The 22,925-nt window shown below is 39.6% G+C and carries 26 protein-coding genes; 5 read left to right on the forward strand and 21 right to left on the reverse strand.

Features of this window, described 5'->3' with window-relative positions; all coding sequences use genetic code 11:
- Positions 1–55 precede the first annotated feature (55 nt).
- Together E0E32_RS07485 and E0E32_RS07490 are read left to right on the forward strand one after the other, a co-directional pair.
- A complete protein-coding gene (locus E0E32_RS07485) occupies positions 56–1,237 on the forward strand; it encodes a sensor histidine kinase (RefSeq protein ID WP_165444987.1) in 1,182 nt (393 codons plus the stop codon).
- On the forward strand, positions 1,203–1,868 hold the full coding sequence (locus E0E32_RS07490; RefSeq protein WP_130859428.1) for a response regulator: 666 nt from the start codon (positions 1,203–1,205) through the stop codon (positions 1,866–1,868). The genes E0E32_RS07485 and E0E32_RS07490 overlap by 35 nt, the downstream gene beginning before the upstream one ends.
- A gap of 118 nt (positions 1,869–1,986) precedes the next feature.
- On the opposite strand, the gene E0E32_RS07495 is transcribed toward E0E32_RS07490, so the two are convergent.
- From E0E32_RS07495 to E0E32_RS07505, 3 genes are all read right to left on the reverse strand, one after another.
- Entirely contained in the window at positions 1,987–2,175 is a 189-nt protein-coding gene (locus tag E0E32_RS07495) for an anti-repressor SinI family protein (protein ID WP_066188708.1), read from the reverse strand.
- Positions 2,176–2,468: 293 nt separating this feature from the next.
- On the reverse strand, positions 2,469–3,035 hold the full coding sequence (locus tag E0E32_RS07500) for an NADPH-dependent FMN reductase (protein ID WP_130859429.1): 567 nt from the start codon (positions 3,033–3,035) through the stop codon (positions 2,469–2,471).
- Positions 3,036–3,047: 12 nt separating this feature from the next.
- The gene (locus E0E32_RS07505; RefSeq protein ID WP_066188713.1) at positions 3,048–4,103 is read right to left on the reverse strand and encodes an LLM class flavin-dependent oxidoreductase; all 1,056 of its coding nucleotides are present in this window, start codon (positions 4,101–4,103) and stop codon (positions 3,048–3,050) included.
- A gap of 336 nt (positions 4,104–4,439) precedes the next feature.
- Between E0E32_RS07505 and E0E32_RS07510 the strand changes: the two genes are divergently transcribed.
- Positions 4,440–5,306: a DMT family transporter gene (locus E0E32_RS07510; protein WP_130859430.1), complete on the forward strand. Its 867-nt coding sequence runs from the start codon at positions 4,440–4,442 to the stop codon at positions 5,304–5,306.
- 47 nt (positions 5,307–5,353) lie between these two features.
- Here E0E32_RS07510 and E0E32_RS07515 read toward each other — a convergent pair whose 3' ends face one another.
- The 17 genes from E0E32_RS07515 to E0E32_RS07595 form a co-directional block, all read right to left on the reverse strand.
- A complete protein-coding gene (locus E0E32_RS07515; RefSeq protein ID WP_207302280.1) occupies positions 5,354–6,046 on the reverse strand; it encodes an OmpA family protein in 693 nt (230 codons plus the stop codon).
- A 37-nt stretch (positions 6,047–6,083) separates the two neighbouring features.
- Positions 6,084–6,818: a hypothetical protein gene (locus E0E32_RS07520; protein WP_130859432.1), complete on the reverse strand. Its 735-nt coding sequence runs from the start codon at positions 6,816–6,818 to the stop codon at positions 6,084–6,086.
- A 138-nt stretch (positions 6,819–6,956) separates the two neighbouring features.
- The gene (locus E0E32_RS07525; protein WP_130859433.1) at positions 6,957–7,493 is read right to left on the reverse strand and encodes a tubby C-terminal domain-like protein; all 537 of its coding nucleotides are present in this window, start codon (positions 7,491–7,493) and stop codon (positions 6,957–6,959) included.
- Positions 7,494–7,505: 12 nt separating this feature from the next.
- The gene (locus tag E0E32_RS07530) at positions 7,506–8,216 is read right to left on the reverse strand and encodes an HAD family hydrolase (protein WP_130859434.1); all 711 of its coding nucleotides are present in this window, start codon (positions 8,214–8,216) and stop codon (positions 7,506–7,508) included.
- Between the two features lie 231 nt (positions 8,217–8,447).
- Entirely contained in the window at positions 8,448–9,137 is a 690-nt protein-coding gene (gene alsE / locus E0E32_RS07535; RefSeq protein ID WP_130859435.1) for a D-allulose 6-phosphate 3-epimerase, read from the reverse strand.
- 89 nt (positions 9,138–9,226) lie between these two features.
- Entirely contained in the window at positions 9,227–10,327 is a 1,101-nt protein-coding gene (locus tag E0E32_RS07540) for a PTS fructose transporter subunit IIC (protein WP_066188723.1), read from the reverse strand.
- A 51-nt stretch (positions 10,328–10,378) separates the two neighbouring features.
- Positions 10,379–10,831, reverse strand: a complete 453-nt coding sequence (locus E0E32_RS07545) for a PTS sugar transporter subunit IIA (protein ID WP_130859436.1) — start codon at positions 10,829–10,831, stop codon at positions 10,379–10,381.
- 27 nt (positions 10,832–10,858) lie between these two features.
- Complete coding sequence (locus E0E32_RS07550) at positions 10,859–11,176, reverse strand: PTS fructose transporter subunit IIB (RefSeq protein ID WP_066188729.1); 318 nt, start codon at positions 11,174–11,176, stop codon at positions 10,859–10,861.
- A 12-nt stretch (positions 11,177–11,188) separates the two neighbouring features.
- Positions 11,189–11,626, reverse strand: coding sequence for a PTS sugar transporter subunit IIA (locus E0E32_RS07555; RefSeq protein WP_130859437.1), 438 nt, complete (start codon positions 11,624–11,626; stop codon positions 11,189–11,191).
- Complete coding sequence (locus E0E32_RS07560; protein ID WP_207302274.1) at positions 11,616–13,106, reverse strand: BglG family transcription antiterminator; 1,491 nt, start codon at positions 13,104–13,106, stop codon at positions 11,616–11,618. Before E0E32_RS07560 ends, E0E32_RS07555 begins: the two co-directional genes overlap by 11 nt.
- A gap of 966 nt (positions 13,107–14,072) precedes the next feature.
- Positions 14,073–14,495: a hypothetical protein gene (locus E0E32_RS07565; RefSeq protein WP_130859439.1), complete on the reverse strand. Its 423-nt coding sequence runs from the start codon at positions 14,493–14,495 to the stop codon at positions 14,073–14,075.
- Between the two features lie 219 nt (positions 14,496–14,714).
- Positions 14,715–15,128 (reverse strand): VOC family protein, encoded by a 414-nt coding sequence (locus tag E0E32_RS07570; protein ID WP_130859440.1) that lies wholly within the window; start codon positions 15,126–15,128, stop codon positions 14,715–14,717.
- Positions 15,129–15,192: 64 nt separating this feature from the next.
- The gene (locus tag E0E32_RS07575; RefSeq protein WP_130859441.1) at positions 15,193–15,813 is read right to left on the reverse strand and encodes a class I SAM-dependent methyltransferase; all 621 of its coding nucleotides are present in this window, start codon (positions 15,811–15,813) and stop codon (positions 15,193–15,195) included.
- A 1-nt stretch (position 15,814) separates the two neighbouring features.
- On the reverse strand, positions 15,815–16,861 hold the full coding sequence (locus E0E32_RS07580; RefSeq protein ID WP_130859442.1) for an alpha/beta fold hydrolase: 1,047 nt from the start codon (positions 16,859–16,861) through the stop codon (positions 15,815–15,817).
- A gap of 140 nt (positions 16,862–17,001) precedes the next feature.
- Positions 17,002–17,625 (reverse strand): TetR/AcrR family transcriptional regulator, encoded by a 624-nt coding sequence (locus E0E32_RS07585; RefSeq protein WP_130859443.1) that lies wholly within the window; start codon positions 17,623–17,625, stop codon positions 17,002–17,004.
- A gap of 482 nt (positions 17,626–18,107) precedes the next feature.
- Positions 18,108–18,956, reverse strand: coding sequence for an intracellular short-chain-length polyhydroxyalkanoate depolymerase (phaZ, locus tag E0E32_RS07590; protein WP_130859444.1), 849 nt, complete (start codon positions 18,954–18,956; stop codon positions 18,108–18,110).
- Positions 18,957–19,219: 263 nt separating this feature from the next.
- Positions 19,220–19,813 (reverse strand): TetR/AcrR family transcriptional regulator, encoded by a 594-nt coding sequence (locus E0E32_RS07595; RefSeq protein WP_066188753.1) that lies wholly within the window; start codon positions 19,811–19,813, stop codon positions 19,220–19,222.
- Positions 19,814–19,976: 163 nt separating this feature from the next.
- Here E0E32_RS07595 and E0E32_RS07600 point away from each other — a divergent pair, with 163 nt between their 5' ends.
- The gene (locus E0E32_RS07600; RefSeq protein WP_130859445.1) at positions 19,977–21,119 is read left to right on the forward strand and encodes a DUF418 domain-containing protein; all 1,143 of its coding nucleotides are present in this window, start codon (positions 19,977–19,979) and stop codon (positions 21,117–21,119) included.
- Between the two features lie 189 nt (positions 21,120–21,308).
- Here E0E32_RS07600 and E0E32_RS07605 read toward each other — a convergent pair whose 3' ends face one another.
- On the reverse strand, positions 21,309–22,274 hold the full coding sequence (locus E0E32_RS07605; protein WP_130859446.1) for a helix-turn-helix transcriptional regulator: 966 nt from the start codon (positions 22,272–22,274) through the stop codon (positions 21,309–21,311).
- 160 nt (positions 22,275–22,434) lie between these two features.
- Between E0E32_RS07605 and E0E32_RS07610 the strand changes: the two genes are divergently transcribed.
- On the forward strand, positions 22,435–22,914 hold the full coding sequence (locus E0E32_RS07610) for a GyrI-like domain-containing protein (RefSeq protein ID WP_130859447.1): 480 nt from the start codon (positions 22,435–22,437) through the stop codon (positions 22,912–22,914).
- Positions 22,915–22,925 lie beyond the last annotated feature (11 nt).

Here is a 22,925-nt window from a genome sequence, read left to right on the forward strand (position 1 = left end):
AAAGTCTTTTAACCCACCAAGAAACTACCACATTTATCAGGAGGTAGGGGATATAGTGACATTTCAGAGCAAATGGGGCATATACTTCATCAGTTTAATGCCAATCGCCATTATCCCATTTCTTATATACGAAAATGGATGGTCGATGGAAATAATAGGAGCGAGCTGTTTATTTATCTTGTTCGATTTTTTCAGAATGCTAGTCGTGAATAAGGACAATCAGCCTACTTTACATTTGATGTTTATGTGGTTGCATTTAGGGATTGCTTTTCTTATAACTTGTTTTGATTTGTCTTTCCTGTCTTCTATTTTTTTATATTTTTTAATTGCTGAAATGGCCTTGACCTATCGTATGCGACAAAGCTTGCTGTACACGACTGCAGCGTATCTTTTATATGCACTTAGCAGGCTGATTGTACTGGATTTCCCAACGTTTCATGAATGGAGCTTTATTATTCCACGTATGCTTGAATTTGCAGTAATTTATATTGCTTTCTACTTTGTCAAGATAACCAAAGATCAGAAAGAAGAATTGTCACAAGCCTATCAGAAACTCGATGAATCCTCTAAAGAAGTAGATCGGTTATTGATTGAAAATGAACGCATTCGCATCTCCAAAGACATTCATGACTCTGTGGGCCATACCTTGACCAGTACCATCATCGGCATCGAAACAGCCAAAAAAGTGTTCCATAAAAATTCCAAAAATGCCTTCGTGCTTTTGGATTCCATCCAAGCCTCCGCCCAACACAGCTTGGAAGAAGTCCGCAGTATTGTACATAAAATGAAACATCAGGACACATTTACAAACTATCGTCAAGCAATTATTCATTTGCTTGTAAGCACAGAAGAAAAAACAGGAATTCAGATCCACAAGGATATCCCCTCTTCCATCCCGATACAGTCACCTGACGCAAAAATGGCCGTTTACCACATGCTGCAAGAAGGATTAACAAATGGCTTGCGGCATGGCAAAGCAGATCATTTCCATTGCGTCATCATGACAGATAACCAAACGGTAGTGATTCGTCTTGAAGATAATGGGGGCGGTTTTGAAGCAGGGAGAGAGGAAGGTTTTGGACTGCATGCAATGAAGGAAAGAATTGAAGCAAGTGGAGGGGACTTGCACATTGAATCGATTCCTTCAGAAGGGACATCACTTATTTGCAAGCTACCGGTAGAAAAGGAAAGGGGGAAAACAGATGGAAGGCAACATAAAAGTAGCCGTAGTGGATGATCAGTCGATTATTAGGGAGGGACTGGCTACCATGATTGATCTCGATGAGGCATTCGAGGTAGTTGTTCGAGCGCGTCATGGGTTGGACCTGATCGAGTATGTCGATTCTTTTCCCGTTGATTTTATTTTATTAGATATTGATATGCCTAAAATGAACGGCCTGCAAACATTAAAAGAACTGAAAAACATGGAAATCACAGCACCAGTACTGATGTTGACTATTTTTTCTGATGATCACTACATTTTAGAAGCGATGCGCCTAGGTGCATCAGGCTACGTATTAAAAGACATGGAGATAGAAAGGCTATTATCGGAAATGAAAAAGGTGTTAAATGGCTATATGGTATTTCCCGAATCTGTCAAACAAAAATTAATAGATGTGTTAAGTCAACAGCAGAATACTAACATCCGTTTGAAAGAGAAATTATTAGAAAAACAGATAACGATTACTGACAGAGAAGAAGAAATTTTATCTTTGTTAGCATTGGGCTATACGAATCAGCGGATAGCGGATACCATTTATCTATCCGTTGGTACGGTCAAGAATTATTGCAGTAGACTTTATGATAAATTAGAGATGAACAATCGGGCAGAATTGGTTTCCTACCTCCATCAATTGTTGAAAGTATGAGTAGCAGAACAGGCAAAAGGGAAGCCTAACAAGCTAAAGAGCACCAATATGTCACATTAAGCAGGCTTGTAAGTTGGACACGTTAGATCACCCTTCTCCACTGTTTGTCGGAAAATCACTATTCAACCTTTGATTGTTTATTAGCATGGTTCAAAAACTGGCGAACATCCTTTAACGACAACCCTTGTTTTTTGGCCTCTTTTATTAATCCGATCCATTCGTGATCCAACAAAACATTTTCCAATCTCTTTTCCACCATTTCGCCTCCATTATCAGTCATAATATAGTACGTAATGTGAAATGCCATGAAATTAAGCCCTTTCATTCTACCAAGACTAATTCACATTTGGAACCTATTTAACGGAAGAAGTGACCATAGGAGAAAAGAAAGTTACTTTCGTCATGTCGCTGCTTTCCTTTGCACATGCAGATTTACAAAATAACGAATACATAACAGAATAGGGAACAAAAGGGTGAATGAAGAATTTACAACAAGACAAATTATATCCAAAATAACTCGATGCTCTCTCCTCAATAAAAGAAGCCTGCCATAAGGAAAGCAGGCCCTCAAAAATGTCTAGCAACCGATTCTATTCCCTTTCAAAAACCATACTCTGCATCTTTCTCCTGTTGCATCTGTTGGTATGTCTTTGCCAGCGTCATCGTATCATCGACCAATCGTTCCATGCGATATAGCACATCATCATTGGTAATTTCCTGACGATAGAAATCGACATCTTCGATAAACAGATATTGCTGTAACACTTGTGCCTTCATATATGTCAGAATCGGCTTTAGCTGCTGCTCTGGAATAAGGTAATGACGCTGCGATCCTGCCGTTACCACCATACTGGCCACCTTGCCCTCGAAGGCACTTGTCGGCAGTAGATCAAATAAATTCTTTAATGTGCCGGGAATGGACGCCTGAAAAATCGGTGTGCCAATCATTAACACATCCGCTTTCATGATTTGTTCGGTCACATATTTGGCATCCCCTTGGTAATCCAAATAATTTCTGCCGTCACTAAAAGGGATATCATATGCGGCCAGATCTAATAGCAACACCTCATGATCAGGATATTTTTGCCCTAGTATTTTCACCGTTTGTTGGATCGCTGTTTTTGTTTTCGATCCTACCACGGAACCTGCGATGGCTACAATATTCATCCAATCACCTCCCTACTTTGATGTGTGTTTACGAATGGCTGGCAATACTTCATTACCTATTAATTCAATGTTTTTACGTAACTGTTCAAAAGGCATCCCACCAAAATCCATTTGAGCAATATAACGCTGATGACCATACATTTCATGTTGATAAAGGATCTTCTCGATAACTTCTTGCGGACTGCCAATATTCATCACATCACGCGGACTTGCTCCCTGTGCAAAGTGCTGCTTCGGATAACCTCGCCCATTGGTTTTCTGCATCCCTTCATTGATCGAGGGATAGATTTCCCGCTGTGCTTGTTGTGTCGTTTCTGCCAAGTAGAAAAAGCCTGCAATAGCAACCGGGAATTGAGCGGGGTTATGTCCGGCTTCTTCCAACGCACCTCGATAGGCATCCACCGTTCGTTTAAAAATCGACACAGGTCCGCCTAACGTGGCTAAAAACATCGGAACACCGGCATAGCCTGCTTTTATCGCGCTAGACGGATGTCCGCCAACCGCACGCCAGATCGGCAGCGAACCATGATACGGTCTGGGTAACACATGAGCATCACGGAGCGGGGCACGATAATTTCCTTCCCAGTTTACATACTCCTCCCGATTAATTTGTAAGAGCAGATCAAATTTCTCTTCATATAATTCCTCATAGTCTTGTAAATCATAGCCTAATAATTCAAAATTCCCTACACGAGAGGCTCGTCCGGCTACCAGTTCTGTTCTTCCTTTCGATAGGAGATCAATCGTGGCAAAGTCCTCAAATACCCTGACTGGATCCAACGTACTAATAATTGTAGAAGAGCTAGCTATCTTGATTTTCTCCGTCGCTTGGGCGATGGCTGCTAAAACCACCGAATGTGCTTGGGTCGTGAAATAATCTTGGTGGCTCTCTCCTACACTAAAGAAATCAATGTCAGCCTCTTCTGCCAGCTTGGCCAGCTCGACAATCTCTTCCAATCGCTGCGCCGCGGATATCCTCCCTCCCGTTGCGGGGTTTGGTAAGTGATCACCTAATGTATAGATACCAAATTCTAATCCTTTTTTTGGATCGATGCGGTATTGCTCCATATTCTGCACCCTTTCATTGCGTTTATCTGCTATTTGAATCATAACAGAATACTTAGTAAGTACGCACCTAATCCGTTTTAAAAGTGAAAATACATAGTTATGGATAAAACAGACAAATTCCTCCTGGTCCTTTAGTACTATTTGGAGCTAGATACAGACTGCTGATAAGGTGAAATATAATTCGTTCAACGCTTATACTATCACATAAAAAAACACCACTTGCCATATAATAAGCAAATAATCAACTTTCCGACCAATAATCCTCTTTATTTACATTCCTCTCTCCTTTGTATTAAGATAATAGAAGTGTGGAATAACTAGAAAAAAGGTGACTTCATGAGTGACAGAAATAAAGGAATATTATTATTATTACTATCTGCATTAGGATTCTCCTTGATGGCTGTGTTTGTCAAGCTGTCAGGCGATGTACCTACCATACAAAAAACATTATTTCGCAATGCCGTATCGATGGTTATTGCGTTCGGATTTGTCGTTTATCACAAGGAACGCCTTTTTGGTAAAAAAGAAAACCAAAAACATTTACTGCTGCGCTCGGCACTAGGCATGATGGGTGTATTATTGAATTATTATGCGATTGATCACCTTGTCCTTTCCGATGCGGACATGCTAAATAAGATGAGCCCATTTATCACGATCATTTTCGCTGCCATTTTCTTAAAAGAATATGTGCTGCGTTTTCAGATCGTTTCGGTGATTATTGCCTTTTTGGGAACCTTATTTATTATCAAACCTGTCTTTGATCTTGATATGATTCCCTATATAGCAGGGATTTTATCCGCTGTTTTTGCCGGTGGTGCCTACACAGTTCTACGTGTATTAGGCAATAAGGAACAGTTTTATACAGTCGTATTTTACTTTTCGACCTTTTCCACCGTGATTTTATTACCAATTGTGCTCTTTCTCTATCAGCCGATGACGCCACAGCAATGGATTTATTTACTGGCAGCAGGGGTGTTTGCCACCGTCGGACAATTCGGCATTACCGTTGCCTATAAGTTTGCACCGGCAAAAGAAATATCCATCTTTTTCTACTCTACCGTCGTATACTCTGGCATTTTTAGTATCGTACTGTTTGGACAAATCCCGGACTTTTGGAGTATTCTGGGGTATATCGCCATCTTCGGCGCCTCACTTTATATGTTCTTAAGAAACAATCGGGAGTTCAAAGAGGTAAAGGAATGAACACAGAAAACCCCGCGCCTTGCATAAGGTGCGGAGTTTTCTACTTTTTATTCATTAAAACCATGGACCGTCACTTCTACCCGACGATTTTGCTGTCTGCCTTCCGGGTTATCCGAGCCATCGCTATTGGTGTTATCGGCAACTGGTTCCGAAGCCCCTTTTCCTTCAGCGGTTAAGCGATCCTCTTCCACACCTGCATCAACTAATGCGTCCAGAACCGCTTCTGCCCGTTCTTCAGACAGTTCCTGATTATAACTATCTTCCCCTTCACTATCCGTATGTCCCACGATAGTGACATCATCATCCGTCGTGTCGATCACCTGGACAAGTTGCTCCATGACTTCAGTCGATTCCGAACGCAATTCACTCGAATCAAAATCAAACAAAATATCTTCCGGTAACGTTAACTTGGTACCATCCTCTGTACCAACAGCATCATACTCCGTCAACGTCTCCACCACTTCTTTTTGAAAATCAGAATCTATATCCATGCTGCTTTTGTAAAAAACGGAACTTATCGAGGTTTGTGTGATATGAAAGGTCGAATTCGGCACTGGCTCATCGGGATCCATATCTATTTCACTGTTCTCTACGTTATCCGTCGTTTCCGTCTCGCTTTCATCGGAGACTGGTTCCTGTTCATTGGTTGATTCCTCTTCCTTTTCTCCGGCGCTCGTACAAGCCGAAAAAAAGAGCAAACATACGATCAACATCACCAATGTATAGCTGTTCTTTAACATAAAATGCAATGAGGGTACTCCTCTCCACCTGTAGTTCCTACCATTCTATCTCAATATCTTCAAAATCAAACTGAGGTTCTACATTATTAGGATTAAATATTAACGTCAATGATTGGGCATCCTCTTGAATTCTTCCTGCAAAACTAATCGTTCCCGTTACTTTTTCCTGATCCTCAAGCTGGATACGATCAGAATCGTCATCGGCAACGTAACGATAGTCATACCCGGTATCATCCTGTAACGTGATACCACCTAAATTAGAACCTTTAGCCCTGCCTGCACTCGCTAACGTCTGATCAAAACCAGACTGATTTTCGGCATTGAAATCTACGGTAATATGATCTTCTTCAAAGGCGATTTGCTCCAGCGTAAGCGTAATACCATCCTCATGCTGAACTTGTTCATTGATTTCAATAGTCGCAGGTAACTCATTGCTATTGGAAGAAGAGTTACTATTGGAAGTACTAGCTGAGGCATTGTCGTCATCATCTGCACCTTGATTTTCTTCTGATGAAGCGTCCGTCCCGCTATCATTTTGACCATTGGAACCTTGACTCGCATCTGACAAAGAATCCACTTCGTTATCATTCTGTGTGTCATCTTCATTGGATTCATCCGCTTGATTATTCTCATCGCTTTCATCTTCTTGAGAGGAAGCAGCCTCTTCTCCATCCCCTTGCGAACCGCTCTCATCTTCTTGATTGCCACAAGCGACAGCTATCATTCCTGTCAACAGCACGATAAAACATAAAAGAAACATTCGTTTTGGCATAAAAAAATCCCCCAACCCTTTTTTGATTTACGATTGTATAGTAAACTTGTCCCAAACCGTAACGTACTTGACACTTCGTTGTCAAGAAAAAACAAAGAACCATGATAACAGGCCCGCAAAAAAATGGTCACCAGCTATTTAGTAACCAATAAAATATAGCATATGTCCTAATACAGCGTAGAACAACGGATCTTGAATGGAGGCATTCTCATTCATTTCCATATGCGTTTTGAATTTTTCACTTATCCGAGCATGCCATTTAGCTATCTCTTGATTCCCTTCATAAAAACGAACCCAATCAAACATATCCGTTTGCGTCGTGATTTTGCATTGCTCGTTTTCAATAGAAAATTCGGCATTTACCGTTGTATGATTGGTCTGTTTTGCATGGAAGCTTAAGGTTGGTCGATCTCCATCAAATACATGGATGTAATAGTCCGGTTTCTTTATCCAGGCAATCTTTACATAACCGTCAACTTTGATTTTTTCATGTGAATCGAACGCCTTTACTCTCACCATTAAATTGTTTTTCCCAACCAGAGAATCAATCACTCGGTGTAGTGGGGAGGAGAAATATCGTTGGATACTCCCGATCTGCTCCCCCTTTTCATCAAAAATCTCGCAGCTTTTCGTCGAACTCTTCACCACGGGCGCTTGATAAGAATAATAATGCATCTAATCCTCCTGTTACACAATTGTCAATTGCTCAAGACTCGTAATCTCCGTGTACCCTTCCGTTTGACGATGCGGTTCTCGTTTACGATGGTTAAACCAAATCGGATGCCAATTCGTAGGCAGGGCCCCTTCCACATCCAGATTCCAAGAGTCACCGATATAATAACACTGATAATCGTTCAATTGACTTTGTTCATACACAAAATCAAAAATATCGGCATTCGGCTTAGCCCGACCAATTTCATCGGAGATAAACATGCGATCCGTCGCAAAATACCGATCTAATTGCAATGTTGCTATCTTACTTTTTTGACCTGCTGTGGTCCCATTAGTGATGAGCCCCTTGCAAATTTGCTTATCACTCAATTCACCTAAAAATGCTTCTACAACAGCTGGAAGGGAAATGTTCCCTTGTTCCACCTCATATTGCTCTTGCAAACGCTGGCCTTCATCCGTGGAAATCATTAACTGAAAATCCCGGGCAGCTAGTTGATATCTCTCGATTCTGATTGCTTCGAGCGCCTTTTCTCCTCTGAGATACGCTTTCCACAGCCCGTCAATATAATGCCGAGTAGCCGAAAAGAAACGGTCTACATCACTGCCAAGTGCGTTCGCTACATGAGGCAGTTCTTTTTGCAATGCGCTTGTAAATGGTGCCATTAAATCATATAACGTATCATCTAAATCAAAAAAAATGGCAGACGTCTTGGAATCTATTTTCATGTGTATCCATACCTCCAGTTAAAAGCAGTCAGATCAAGTGAAACTTTGTTCAATAGGGGTTTTCAATGTTAGTTGAACCATGTGGCCATTATTAGCTGTTTAATCTATAAAATCTTCATGCCTTAGCTACTCTTAAAGAGAGAATCCAACATACTGCAATAAACTCATCTTACAAGAAAAGAGGCCTTCAGACAACCTGCGATGAGATCCCCGTATCGGCCTCTTTCCATGTTACGTTATTTCTTTCCCAGTCATATCCTTATAATCTTTCTTCATGATTTCCCATGATTTCTCGATGTCTTCATCTAATCCAAATAACCCGCTACGACCTACGATATAAATATCGGGACCGGCTGCGTCGATTTTCTTGAATGATTTTCGATTAGATGATCCGTCCATTTCAATAACGTATTGGTAACCTTTTTCTTCGCGTAGTTCTCTTAATTCGACAATCTTATCCAGGGTGCCATCAATAAAACGCTGGCCTGCGAAGCCTGGATCAACGGTCATAATCGTGATTTTATCGACTAAATCAATATAAGGGAATATCGTTTCAATCGGTGTTTCAGGATTTAAGACAACTCCCGCTTTGAGACCTGCATCATGGATCTGATCAATCAAACGAAACGCCAAACCATCCAGCACCTCGGCATGTATGCAAATCCATTCACACTTCATATCCACTAATTGCTGCACCCAAAAACTTGGCTCCGTTACCATCAGGTGAACAGACATAGGTAAATCACTTATTTTCCGTACTTCCTCGATAAACCATGGGGATAAGGTAATATTCGGAACATAATGTCCATCCATAATATCAATATGATAAGAATCGACATGATCGTTTAAAAACGTAATCTGTTCCTTAAATTTATCCAAGTCCATCGTCATCAAGGATGGGGAGAATTCTACTTTTTTCATGACTCGATTGACTCTCCTTCTATTTAAAATATATTGTGTCCGGCCCATCGACTGCCTAGACATGCCAGGCTAGCCGTGTTCATTCCTATTTAATAAATCTTAATGTCATCTAAATCAATATCGTCCTCTTCTGCTTCGGTTTGCTCATCCATTTGTTCTGGTTCCTTATGCTTCTTGATTAAGGCCAAAGCTAGTCCTGTTACTATAATATTGACGACAAGTGCTGCTACGCCTGTCCATGGATTCGTCATCGTCGGTAACATCAATACCCCACCAAACGGTACGGTCGCATCTGCGCCTAATACCATGGATACGGCACCACCGGCAGCGCCACCAATAGCTACGGCCACTACACAGCGAATAATATCATTCATGACGATAGGGATAACACCTTCCACAATATTAATAACACCCATCGGCACTGCTGATTTTAATGTCTCTCTTTCCATCGTATTGTAAATGTTTTTCCCAAACAATTTCGCGATGAAATAGGCTAAACCAAAGGCAACTGGTGTTGCCGTATTGACGAGTTGTAATGCCGTAATTGGTCCGTTGATACCTTCTGCTTGCATGGTTAAAACAAAGGCAAATACCGTCTTATTAATCGGACCGCCAAAGTCCACACCACTTAATAAACCAACTACTCCACCAAATACTAATAAGGAAGAAGACCCTAAACTGTTTAATGCATCGGTTAATAGTGAAGTAAGGGCTGCAATAGGAGAACCAATAATGTAAACCATGATTAACCCACCAATAATGGAAGTGAAAAATGGAATAATTAAGGTTGGCATTAAACCTTTCGCCCACTGAGGAATTTTCAAATATTTCAACACAGCTACGGCAAGATAACCTGAAATGAAACCACCTAAAATACCACCGATGAACCCAGCCTCAATAGCATTCGCTGTTAAACCAATAATAAAACCTGGAGCAATCCCTGGTTTCCCTGCAATCGAATAAGAAATACCTGTCGATATCACAACTGGTAATAAACCTAAACCAGCGCCACCCATGGTAGCCAATGCATCCCAAAAAGAAAACTCACCTTGGGTTAAGATATCTTGACTTTCACCGCCAAAGCCCATTCCAATCGCAATAAGAAAACCAGCACCACAGACAATTGGAATGAGATAGGAAATCGCCGTCAATAAATGACCCTTCAGGTTTAACTCTTTTAAAAATTTCATTATTTTTCCCTCCTCTAGACACGTTCTCGTTTATTTTGTTTCCTTATTTCTTTATTGAACAAAAGCCGCTTTTACCTCTTCTTCATTTTTCGACTGTAACAATTGCTCTACGACTTCATCATTGCCTAATTTTCTTGCAAACAAGGATAATAATTTCAAATGATTTTGCGCGCCCTCATTATCATTACCTACTGCAAAAAGGATAATGCCTTTTACGCCATTTCCATCTAGTGTTTCCCACGGGATTTCTTCGTCCATAATCCCGATGGCAACCCCAATTTTATTAACGAAATCACTTTTTCCATGAGGGATCGCAATGTAATTACCAATTCCAGTCTGTCCCTCTGCCTCACGGGCATAAATATCCTTCATAAAGCCATCGATCTCACTAATATAGCCATTTTGCAATAATAGTTCAGCTAACTCTGATAATGCCTCCTCTTTATTTTTTGCTTGCAAATCGGTTGTGATTGTTTCTAAATCTATAATGTTACTTATTTCCATGCTGTATCTCTCCCCTCGTTTTGCACGTTATTTATTCTGGTTGAGAACTTCTTCCGCTTTTTGAATCAATTTATTAGGTGACTTAACCGCGATTTCGGTTGGGACTTCGATAATGCGTTTGCCTTCAAAACGTTCCCGGTCCGATATTTTTACATCGATCGCTAAAATAACAATATCAGCTTCCTTGATTTGCTCTTCCGTTAAATCATTCTCTGTTCCAATCGTCCCTTGTGTTTCCATCGCAATCTCATGTCCCGCTTTTTTTGCGGCATTCTCCAATTTTTCCTGTGCAATGTATGTGTGGGCAATTCCTACGGTACACGCTGCTACTCCTACAATTTTCATAACTAATTCCTCCTAGATTTTTATGATTTTTTGTTCAAATGTTTCTTTTTCCTGTGCCTCCAACAATCCATTTAAATACTCCTCATCTGCCAATGTTCTGGTAAATAGAGAAATCTGTTTCTTGGTTTGCTCTGACTCATTTTCCTTTAATAAAATCACAATCAATAAGCGAATATCTTGCGCCTGATCATCCCATGACAGGATCGGATCGGCTAAACGGATAAAAATAATTTGACTTTGCTTGATTTGACTGCTTTCAATATGAGGCAGCATCACATGTTCCGCGATTAGGGTGCTGCCTGCTTGCTCTCTTTTATTCAGCCGTTGAACGATTTTATCTTGCTGAGAAGCGTCATTCGGGCTTACCATCTCAGAAATAAAGGCATGTACCTCTTCTTTTGTCGCTAATTCACAATGGAAATAAACGTGATAGGATAACTTACTGTCCATGATAAACCTCCTCTATCTTGCGCTGAAGTCTCTTCTGATCATCAACGGTAAACATCGCACTCACTAATAAAAAATGAATCGGCATTTGCTCTTCTATCTGAACCGTACTCAGAATCAATTCCACATCGGGATATTTCTCTTGAATCATCCGCATATTTCGGGTAGCAATCACATCAACAATTTCTAATTCGGGAAATTTTTTTGATATTTTTGCCCTGAGAAGCTCGGAAGTTCCTACCCCAGTTGTACACATAATCAATGTTTTGATCGGTCGTTGATGTTGGTTTGTTTCTATGATTTTTGCAAAATAGAGGGTGATAAAGCCATTTTCATCGTCGTTTATCACCGGCAAGTTGAATGTTTCACTTACCAATTTAGATACATTGGCTACACCCATAAATATATCTTCATACGTGATCTTAATTTGACTTAATAAGCTGTTTTTTATGCGAATTTTGTGCTCTAATCGATTTAGCATTGGTTTAATATGGGTAGCAAGATCCATAAAAATAGACTGGTTTTCTATATCGATTCCTAACTTACTACTCATTTCTTCAATATACACTTTCGTCACCTGGATCACTTCGGATGAAAAAGTATTTGACTTTGCAAAAGAACCCTGCATCCTCGATGAAACCAAATACTGATAAAGAAAATAAACCTCGATATCTGGCAATGAACTATGCAAATATTTTTCTATATTATTCACAACTACTTTTGCCACTTGATATAATGCAGAGTCCCTTTTCATATTTGTCATTTCTTCATTAGAAATGGTATCGGTAAAGAGGGCGGCAGAGATTTTCCTTGAACGGCTTAACAGTATATAAAGATGCGAGAAAATGTTTACATTGTATGGATAGGGAATCGTGATATCCAAGTCTTTTTCAATATGTCGTAATTGATCCAATATAAACAGGACATCATATTTATTGAAATTCAGTTCTGTATTGCTTTTTAAATCATCAATATCAATGATGTTGAATATTTCAATGATGTCTTTGATCGCCTTCCTAATATTTATCTCTTCTCCTAAGATAGCTAGTGTGCGGTTTTTCCGCTCTAAAACCAGGTCATACTTTTTTAACTCTTCCCCCATGATCTGTTCATCGTTAAAAATAACCGAGTCTCCAACAAAATAGCTGCTAAATAAGTGATAGATATTGATCGGTTTAGGCGAAGACAGCAATAATTCCTCCATAATACGTTTCCGTCTTTCGTGAGGAGAAAAGCCGTTTTCTTTATCGAGCTTATGACTTTTTTGATAGTTAATAAATTTTTCGTAATCTAGCTTGTACCCTCTCCCTTTTTCCGATAAAATAAGTGGACTATCCTCGTATTCATCGTTTATTTTCTTGATTAAACGATATACTGTTTTTTGTGAAGCATGCAGTATCTCGGTTAGATCCTCAGAAGTTACGTAATCTTGATTTTTGGAAAGAAACAGTAACAGTTTTTGTTCACGATCTTGGGAACTCACAGCCACCCCTCCTTGTTATTTTTATTGTAACGCCAATTAGCGAAAACGTTTCACTGATATGTGACCGTTGCAGTGGTCATTTTTTTGTACTAGCTCATAAGAAAAACTGGGCAAAATTCGTCCGGTCCTTTACGAATAACTAAAAGTAGCCACTGAACTGCCGATAAGATGGATGATGTAAAGTAGTTTGCTTTCTTTAGTGGTGAGTTTGCCCGTTTTTTTTATGCTAGGCGAGCGCTCCGGGAATATGCTGCGCTTTCCGTGGGGCCGGCTTCAGCTAACTTGCAAAAGAAGAGCACTTTTACAAGTGGATCTTCAGCTCGTCCTGGTCCCACAGGAGTCTCCGCATATTCCCTCCGCTAGATTGGCGTACAACAATGGTTATCACTGCAAGGATGAAGCATTCTAGGTACCTAGACACTGTTGAGCCAAAAGGAGAAAATCGTCAGCTGATTCTTCGTCTACGTAATGGATCATGTGGTACAAATATAAAATCATAACGTAGGATCAAACCGTTCTCAGAAAAAGGTTATGCGGTTTGCTTATTGGCAGAAATATAGTGTCTAGAACACTTCATCTTCGCAGCCATTCGATTGTAGTGCTACTACCCAGCGGAGGAAATAGGTGGAGACTCCTGCGAGAATAGCGCAGTGTGAAGACCCCGCAGGAAGCGGTTTTTGCTGACGAGGAGGCTGAGCCAAGCTCGCGGAAAGCGGAACCTATTTCCGGAGCGCTGTCTAGCACTGACAAACAATCAACTTTACTACATGGAATAAATGGTTTGGCTACTTAACATCATCTATCTTATCGGTACCACCATTCGTTCAAGATCAAAATCGGTCCACATCCTATCATACTCAGAATTCTATACTTTTTTATTTTTAAAAAATGACACACAAAAACACTTATAAACAGCGTATACCCAATATACGTTGTTTATAAGTGTTGAAATTTGGATGCTTTTATCTACTTTCGCTTATACATCATTAAACCTGCCATCAGAAAAGGTACACCGGACAGATCGAAAACTATATTCTTATAGCCCATTGCTAAGATAAACATACACCAGGCCGATTGGGGGTTTTTCCTGATTACAAAATAGGCTATAATCTCCAGAATAATAAAAACAGCCGTAGGTATAAGATACAATAAACAAGCTACAATGGCAGCAAAAACAATGTAGTTAAACGGAACACCAGAATAAATCATCGACTGTAACCAATCGATAAAAGAGAAAGACGTCATCGTACCATTCGTCACATTCGGATTAAGAATGGTGTACCCATCAAATTGAGCCAGGATTTTTTGGAATAGGATGAATATAGCGATCCATTGGACCATATTCAAACCGATCCCCAGCAAAATGAGGCGATTAGCGATTTTGCTCATACAGATATGCTCCTTCGTTAATGATGAACGTTGTTTGTTCACTAAAAAATAATAACATATTTTCCCGTGTTTTTAATATCTATTTGTTTAAATCTAATGTCGACTTCATCTTTTTTGTTTACATTTATAACCTAATCTATGAGAGAGGCATTCATTCCAATTATATCATTTGGACCAACAAAGGGTGCTATCCTCTCGGATCTGCACCCTTTGTTTATATCAACCTTCCCTTTCCGTATCAATAAGAAAAGTAACACCAAATTTATCTATTAAGCTCCCACAAGCAGCACTAAATGAAGTTTCTTGGAAAGGCATCTTCACTTTACCTTCCTTTTCTAAAGCTTCGAAAAATCTTCTAGACTGTGAGACATCCTTTGTTGAAATACAAATCGTGACTTGATTGCCCTGTACAACAGGCAACGTACTTGGGCTATCGGAAATCATCAGCTCCGAAGCACCAATTCTCAACTTCGCATGTGCCACTAGATGTTTCAATTCGTCAGAGGGAAGATCTGGTACTTCCTCGTATGATATGTTCGTGACAACTTGGGCCTCTAAGGTTTCTTCATAAAACTGAATGGCTTCTTGCGCATTGCCATCCATCATGAGATAAGGGATAACTTTTGCTGTCATTCTTTTTCCTCCTTTATGTTGGACTTCTTTTATATTATCATGGTTATCCCTGTAGTATTTCTTCTCAATTGCTGTCTTTTTGACTACCTTTTTTCGCCCATATCATGTACAACAAACCGGACAAATAACGCTCTTCTCTCATCAATTTCAGTTCCGATTGCTTTATCATAGCCGAAATATTTCTGTTCTGATGACACCCCACAACCCTTACGGCCAATGGATCAATCATTTTTTGCATCCCTGCCCAAAACTTGTTGGTACAAATGCCATGTTCCAACAGCAGTATTTTTCCTTCTGGCTTACACCACTTTTGAAAACTGTTGAGCACATCGACAGGCTTTTGATAGGCGTACAAGCTAGTAGAAGATATAATCGTGTCAAAGCTATTCTCATCAAATACCATGGTTTCGACATCTTTTTGGAGCAAAGTCGTTGAAAAAGGATAATCTTTTGCGGCACGCTCTGCCTTTTTCAACATTTCTTGACTAAAATCTAACCCAATTAATTCAATATCACTACGGTAACAGGGAAAATTAAGTCCTGAACCAATAGCAACCTCTAACACCTTCCCTCTTGCTTCTGGAAAAATTCGTTGACGAAACTTATATAATGGATCACTGTCTCGTCGCTTATCGTACTTTGCTGCCTGCTTATCAAATTTTTTTATTAATGATGGACGATTCATTTCATCCCTCGCTTTCTGGGTCGCGAAAGTCATCTTCATTTAACGGAAATGGTTTATTATTTTTGAGCACGTTTGTCTTTCTTTTTACTCCATTATCTATTTCATTATGTGTCTTGCTTAAATCAAGTACATGCAAGATAGCTTCCACTACTTCATTCGGACAGTCGATATGAATCGTGGCATGGCCGGCATTTTCCAGTATTCGATGTTCTCCATTTGGAACGGAATTGGCTAAATTATGATAAATGGTGGCTTTCATTTGATTGAATGGCTCTGTTATCTCTCGCAGAAATGATGGACTTGTCAGCAAAGATGTGATAGAGTCAACTCCCATCGCTGTAAATACAATCAACGGAATATCCGGCATATCTCCTCCTGTACGGACCTCGGGATAAAGTTGGTTATTCAAATTATTCTTTTCCGTATACATGTTCAAAAGGTTTCTGAGGTGATATTCAATCAATGGTTCGCGTATTGAATCTGGCCACATGGAAAACATTTGCTCATATATACTACGAAAAGATTGTTTATAGGTTAGCAGCGCCCGAATTACCGTAAAACTTTGCGAGAGCAGGTAACGTTTCTTTAACTTTGGCGCATAAGTATGGAAGTCTTCATGAGCCGGTTCTAACAAAAGCGTTCCAGCTACCTCGCTTGGAAACCGTTGAGCATATCGACGGGCGTATATTCCTCCCAATGAATGACCGACGAACAGATAAGGAGCTGGTACATCTGCTGTATGCAACAGACTCCGCAATTCATCTGTAACCTCTTCCGCACTTCTAGGCAGCTTCACCTGACTACTCCAACCCGTTCCAGATCGGTCGTAGATGACAGAAGTTGTATGCTTACTGATACAGTGGTGGATATTTAGATAATCAAGCCCCACCATACCCGCAGCAGGCAAAAATACAACAGTCGGACCACCAGAACCAGACTTGTATAAAAACAAAGAAGTTCCATCCACATTGTAAAGGTTTTTAAATAAATGTTCACTGTCTTGAGACTGGCTGCTTTGGTATTCCTTTTTGTGATCTTTTATTATCATATCAACACCTCCAATCACTTATTTTTGTTTAGCTCACACCTCCGCTGATGTTTAGCGTCCGTTTCCGTCACTTATCTCCTTTGATCTGCTGGCATCTTAAAGTGGGGCTTACGAACGGTTAACGCCCTAACAATAGGAGATCATTTATAAAAAACTTTCCTGAGTTCATTCAGATACCCATTCAGCTCCGCAATAATCTGGTCATAATCTAACGTAGCGGCGTTCGTATCCCTAATCCCCTCAATTATTTGATTGGTAAAGCCAATATTGGACCAAAGAATAAGCTGTTTACATTTTTCAACATCCAAGCCCTCTTTAAATTTAGATATATCAATCGATTCAAACATGGTTTCCTGACACCAGGATAATTTTTCACTCACCCTCTTTTCCAGTTCTCTATTTACCTCATCTGACTCCACTTCAGAAGAAATTTGAATAAATTCAAAAATCCAAGGATACTTTTGGATCAAATCGAGCTGAAGAAGATAGGAATGTCGCAGTTTTTCAAGAATATCAGATTGATAAAAATTCATTACATCTAGATATTCTTCATCAATCAGCTTCGTACAATAATCATACAAAAATAAAAAAAGATCCTGTTTGCTATTTACATAGTGAAACATTAACCCCTTTGAAATACCCGCCTCTTTTGCAATGATATTTGTTGAGGCACGCCGAAAACCTTTTGCAGCGAATTCCTTTAATGCAGCGTTTAAAATAGGATCCCTTCTTTCGGGTTCCAGCTTCAAAATTTTTAGTTCCATCGTAACCACCTTTATACATTTTCCTATTAGGTCAATATTAGTTTATCTTCTTTTACCTAAAAGGTCAATATATATTAAGAAAAAACGTGTGACAAGCAAGTCTTTGCTTGCATTATTTTCTGATAATACCTCGTTTGATCCATTCGTGTGAATGGATCAAGAGCACCTATCCGATTAATGAGAAATGGTTTCATTCAACTTATATCGTCAAAAGAAAATGCTGACTACCTATAAGGAGGGATGTGTTAAGTAGATCCTCTTTACCGAGTGGTGAGCTTGATCGTTTTATCTGCGCTATCTAGCACGGACAAACAATCGACTTTAACACATGGATAAACAGATTGGCTACTTCACGTAACCTATCTTATCAACACCCCGGTTCATTACCCTTCCATGTCTTATTACCTCATATTCTATGCTTTTCTAGCATATTAAAAACGTCTGATGCGGATCATAGCATCAGACGATGACAAAAAATAATTTTATTTCACTTCTGAAAATCTGTATATTTCTTCAAGAACGACGGTTATATTATCCACTAGTAAGGCGTGACCCGCGTGAATGGGGCTATAAACAAAATCGATGGCAGCATGCTGGAAATCCTCGATGATTTCCATGGTCATCTCGTTAGTTGTAATACGATCCCGTTCTCCCCATAGTACAAGAACAGGGACGGAGATATGTCTTACTTCACCAGTACCATTAACCATACTGATATTAAACTTATTTGCTGCATAGGCTGCATCTAACATATTTCGTTGCTGCGTTGCACTTGTTAAATACTTCTGATAACGCTCTTCCGATGGAGCATTAGCGGAATATAGCACTTGGTCCATCGCAGTTCTGAAAAAATCAACATTTTTCATTTGCTGTGCTTCCAACATCCTATTAAAACCCGGATCAGCCGCTAGTTGATCTCGTGATTGAATTCTTTTACCGTCGATGTCCATAGCTGGGAATCCTCTTGTAGAGATGGAAGAGAGTAAAATCATTTTGTGGATATACTCTGGATAATTTGCAGCAAACTGCATAGCCACACCGCCACCATTTGACCATCCTATCAACATAAAATTCTGCAAAGCCAGCTGATCCACCAATTGTTTCACATCTTCAGAAAAGTCACGGATCGAATGGACCGGCTGATGATAAGACGATTCTCCATATCCTCGTAAATCCACTGCATAGACGGTAAATGCTGGATCCAATTGCTCCATTAATAAATCCCATTGAGCAGAAGAGGCCATATTTCCGTGGATTAACAAAATAACATGTTCTCCACCTTCCCTCTTCTCATAATAGAGATTCTCACCATTGTTCAATGTAATATTCATACATGTCCTCCTTTTAGACACAAAAAACTCCTAATCTAGTGGGATAGGAGAAATCTACATGACTAATAAAACGGCCATCCTTATACCAAGATGCCAAAAAATCACATAATCCTATCCAGAAGAAAATAAGACAACTCCATTTTCACACAGAATAGCATTATTTGATCATTGGCATGAACACCCTTTCATTTCGATGTAATATTATTTTAGCAAATCTTTCGAAAAAATAAAACATTAAAGAAAACAGTCTTATCATTTACAGATCATTGTTCATCTATGTCAACCATTGACATAAGATGGTTTTCAATAATGCTTCGGATATAGGACGGGCTATAGCGCTCTGGATGAAACAAGGCGTGGATAGCTAACCCATCGATCACACTATACAATTTCTCTAATTCCATATCTCTTGAAACCTCTTGTCTCAATAAATCATTCTCTTCTAGCATCGTTAAAGCTAGTTCAATAACTTTGATAACATCATCGTAACTAAGGTCAAACCCCTCCTCTTTCCGACAATGTGTAATAAAAGCAAACCAAACTTCCATTTCCTTTCTTGAAATTTCACTATAAGGGGTTATCTCCATAAGCAGTTGAACCACCTTCTCTAAAACAGGAATATCCTTCTCCCATATTATTTTCAGCCGGCTCTCCACCTTATCCTTTAATAAATCCATCGCAAAAGTAAGCAATTCTTTGCGTGTAGGAAAATAATACCTAAGAGCAGATTGAGAGATCCCCGTTTCTTCTGCTATTCTTCGTGTCGTCGCCTGTTCAATTCCCTTTTGAGAGATAATGTCCCATGTAGATTTTGCTATCAATTCCCGACGTTTGTGATGATCAACTATTTTTGGCATAGGACGATTATAACAGAGAAATAAGAAAAAATAAATTTTATCACTCGCATGAGCAGAAAAAGGTTGCGCACTACTAAACGCTATGATAAAATCTTTTTTAACTCAGTTGAACTAAAAAGATCGAATATAGAACCTATTTAGAAAAGCAAAAGGAGTATATGCCATGAAGCAGAATCGGATAAGGTTATTAGATGTATTAAGAGGTTTTGCTATTATTGGCACTTTAGGAACGAATATTTGGTTATTTGCTCAACCTGGAAATATTATGGGTGTTTTTTCAAATGAGAATTGGTGGGAAAGCTTCGCCTCTTTCCTAACAGCTTTCCTATCCGTATTTGTTAATGGCAAGTTTTTAAGCTTATTGACCATCCTGTTTGGGATTGGTCTGGAATTAAAATACCGTAAAGCTATGAGAGAAGGCCTGCCGTGGATTCGTATGTATCTTTGGACGATGCTTTTATTACTTTTAGATGGGTTATTACATTTTATTTTCGTATTTGAATACGACATATTAATGAGTTATGCCCTAACAGGAATGATCGTTGCATTCATCATTCGCTACCGTGAAGAGATAATCAAGCGATCAATGATCGTATCAGCAATAATTCATTTTACGGGAATCATACTAGTTTCTATCGGATGGGTCTTCTTAATAAAAGACGAAGTATTTCTATCTGAAATGACAAGAATGTCTCATGAAACAACACAATTATACGCTAACCAAAGTTACTGGCAGCAAATACAATTTAGAATGAATGACTTTTGGGGGTTGAGAATAGAAGCGATTCTGATCATCTTTATGAATATAACCTTATATATTTTAGGCATTCGTCTTTTTCGTGCCGGCGCTTTTTCAAATAATGACAAGGCACAACGCATTAGAAAAAAATTAATGATATACGGTCTCGGGATAGGAATACCATTAAATTTACTGACATTAGTTCCTGGCGGATTTTTCGATATTGCATCTCGCTATGTATTTGCTCCGATTTTGGCATTAGGCTATATTGGCTTATTCGCTTGGGTACTGCAAAAAGCATGGGCTCCTTGGCTAATCAAGCGATTTGAATCCATCGGAAAAACGGCATTAAGTTGTTATATCTTACAAAACATCCTGGCATCTATTATCTTTTACGGCTGGGGACTCAGTATGGCTCCCTTGTCTTCTGCTTATGTTGTCATACTACTTTGGATCCTCCTAACCATAGTGATGATGGGCGCTGCTGAACTTTTTGTGAAGTATATAGGTACTGGACCGCTCGAGTACTTGTGGAGGAAGTTATCCTACTCACCATTTAAAAAATAAAGCGAGATGGTTAGCGCCCATTGTCCCGTACTTGGGCGTTTGACACTGTCTTAAACAACGATTTCAGTCATTGAATTCTCTAACTAATTTAAAACGGGATTATTTGCTGCTTGTTGTCATGATACATCACAATGATAAGGAACTACTTGCTTGTGAAAAACGTAAGAGACAGGAGCTCTTGAACATCCTCTACTCATTGCTCCACATGTCTACTCTCTCTTGTATTCCCGTAAACATCTGCTCTGGCATCTGTTTGATTTCGACATCCTCTCCCAGAAAAAGCAGCCAATTTATCATCTCCTGTAATGCTTCTTTGTGATTCAAATCCACAAACGTTTGTAGTATAGCAGTCGTTTGATATGGATTCGTATAAGATAGCGAAACCGTTAATGGGTGGTACTTCTTAAATTGAACAATGGCCTTTGGTCCCAATTCAAGGACAAGATTATCCACCTCTTGTTGCTGTTTCTTTTTTTCTAACAGTTGTTTTTCACTCATTCGTTTTTGTACAGCGTAGGTTTTTACATCGATAAGATGATCGACTGGAATCAGCTGTATCTTTTCTTCTTCCAAATGAAAACCTTCAATCAGCCAAAGACTTTTTTCACGATAAAGATGGAGCAGGTAGATGGGATAAGACTTGCTTTTTCCATCTTCCAGAACCTCCATTGATAAATAGCGATCTAACAACAAGGTTTGGATCAACTGCTCCAACATGGGATGGGGCAGATCGGACAGATCAAGCAAATCGGGATTGTGCGGATTGGTACCTTCAAAAAGCAAGATTTGATTCAAAAACACCAGGTCATCCTGTTGATTTTCGGGGATAAGACCGAGCAATTTTTCTGCTAAAGACTGACGACTCTTCAAAAATGGAAGCTGCTGATTCCTGGTAGCCATAAAGGCAACAAAAAGGGCTTTAATCTCTGTAGCAGTGAAACGAATGGCGGGTAGAACAGCGTTATTCATGACAAAATAACCTCCATCTCTCCCAACCTCAGCGACAAGCGGCATCCCCATCGCCTCCATTTCTTTAATATCCCTTATGGCTGTCGAACGAGAGATATTAAATTCCTGCATAATCTCCGAGATCGTAAAACGAGAACGATTATTGATATATCGCATGATAATATTAATTCGCTCCACCTTTTTCATAAAAACCTCCTAAATTATACTTAAACAGTGTCATTTTTTGACATGATTTAAAGTTAGTATAAATGTATCAAATGAAAAGGTAAAGCAAGACTATCACCTGCGGGGAGGTGAGGTTCCCTGGCATCATTTGGTACTATTATAGAAAAGGATGGTGTTCACTATGACAAACTACACCCTAGAAACAAAAGACAGCTTTGTTGTGTTAGGCTTCGGAACGGAGATGAAGAGTAGTTATACAGATCAAGCCGGTCTCACCAAAGAAAAATCAGATTTTTGGGAGGCGGTCCAACAGGATGGCAGACTTGACAGCTTAAAATCCCTTGCAGCAAATGATTATATTTTCGCTGTGAATGAAGCGGTCAATAACAAGATGATGCATTATGCCGGGGTGATGACAGCGGAAACCTTACCGGAAGCGACAAGAGTCATCCAATTTCCACAAAGGGAATACCTTATTGTGAGGGCAGAAGAGGAGACACCAGAAGCATTGCGCGAGACATTAACCGGCATTGCCTTTGGTCAAGCTCTTCCAGAAGCAAAAGAGGTGGCCTATGTCGGCGGCCCCAATGCAACCGTGGAAATGGGACAGAAAAATGGCAGGGTATATGGGGAAATGTGGATTCCAGTTGTAAGACAATAGACATAAGAAAG

The sequence above is a fragment of the Gracilibacillus phocaeensis genome (genome assembly GCF_900626275.1).
Lineage (GTDB): Bacteria > Bacillota > Bacilli > Bacillales > Amphibacillaceae > Gracilibacillus > Gracilibacillus timonensis.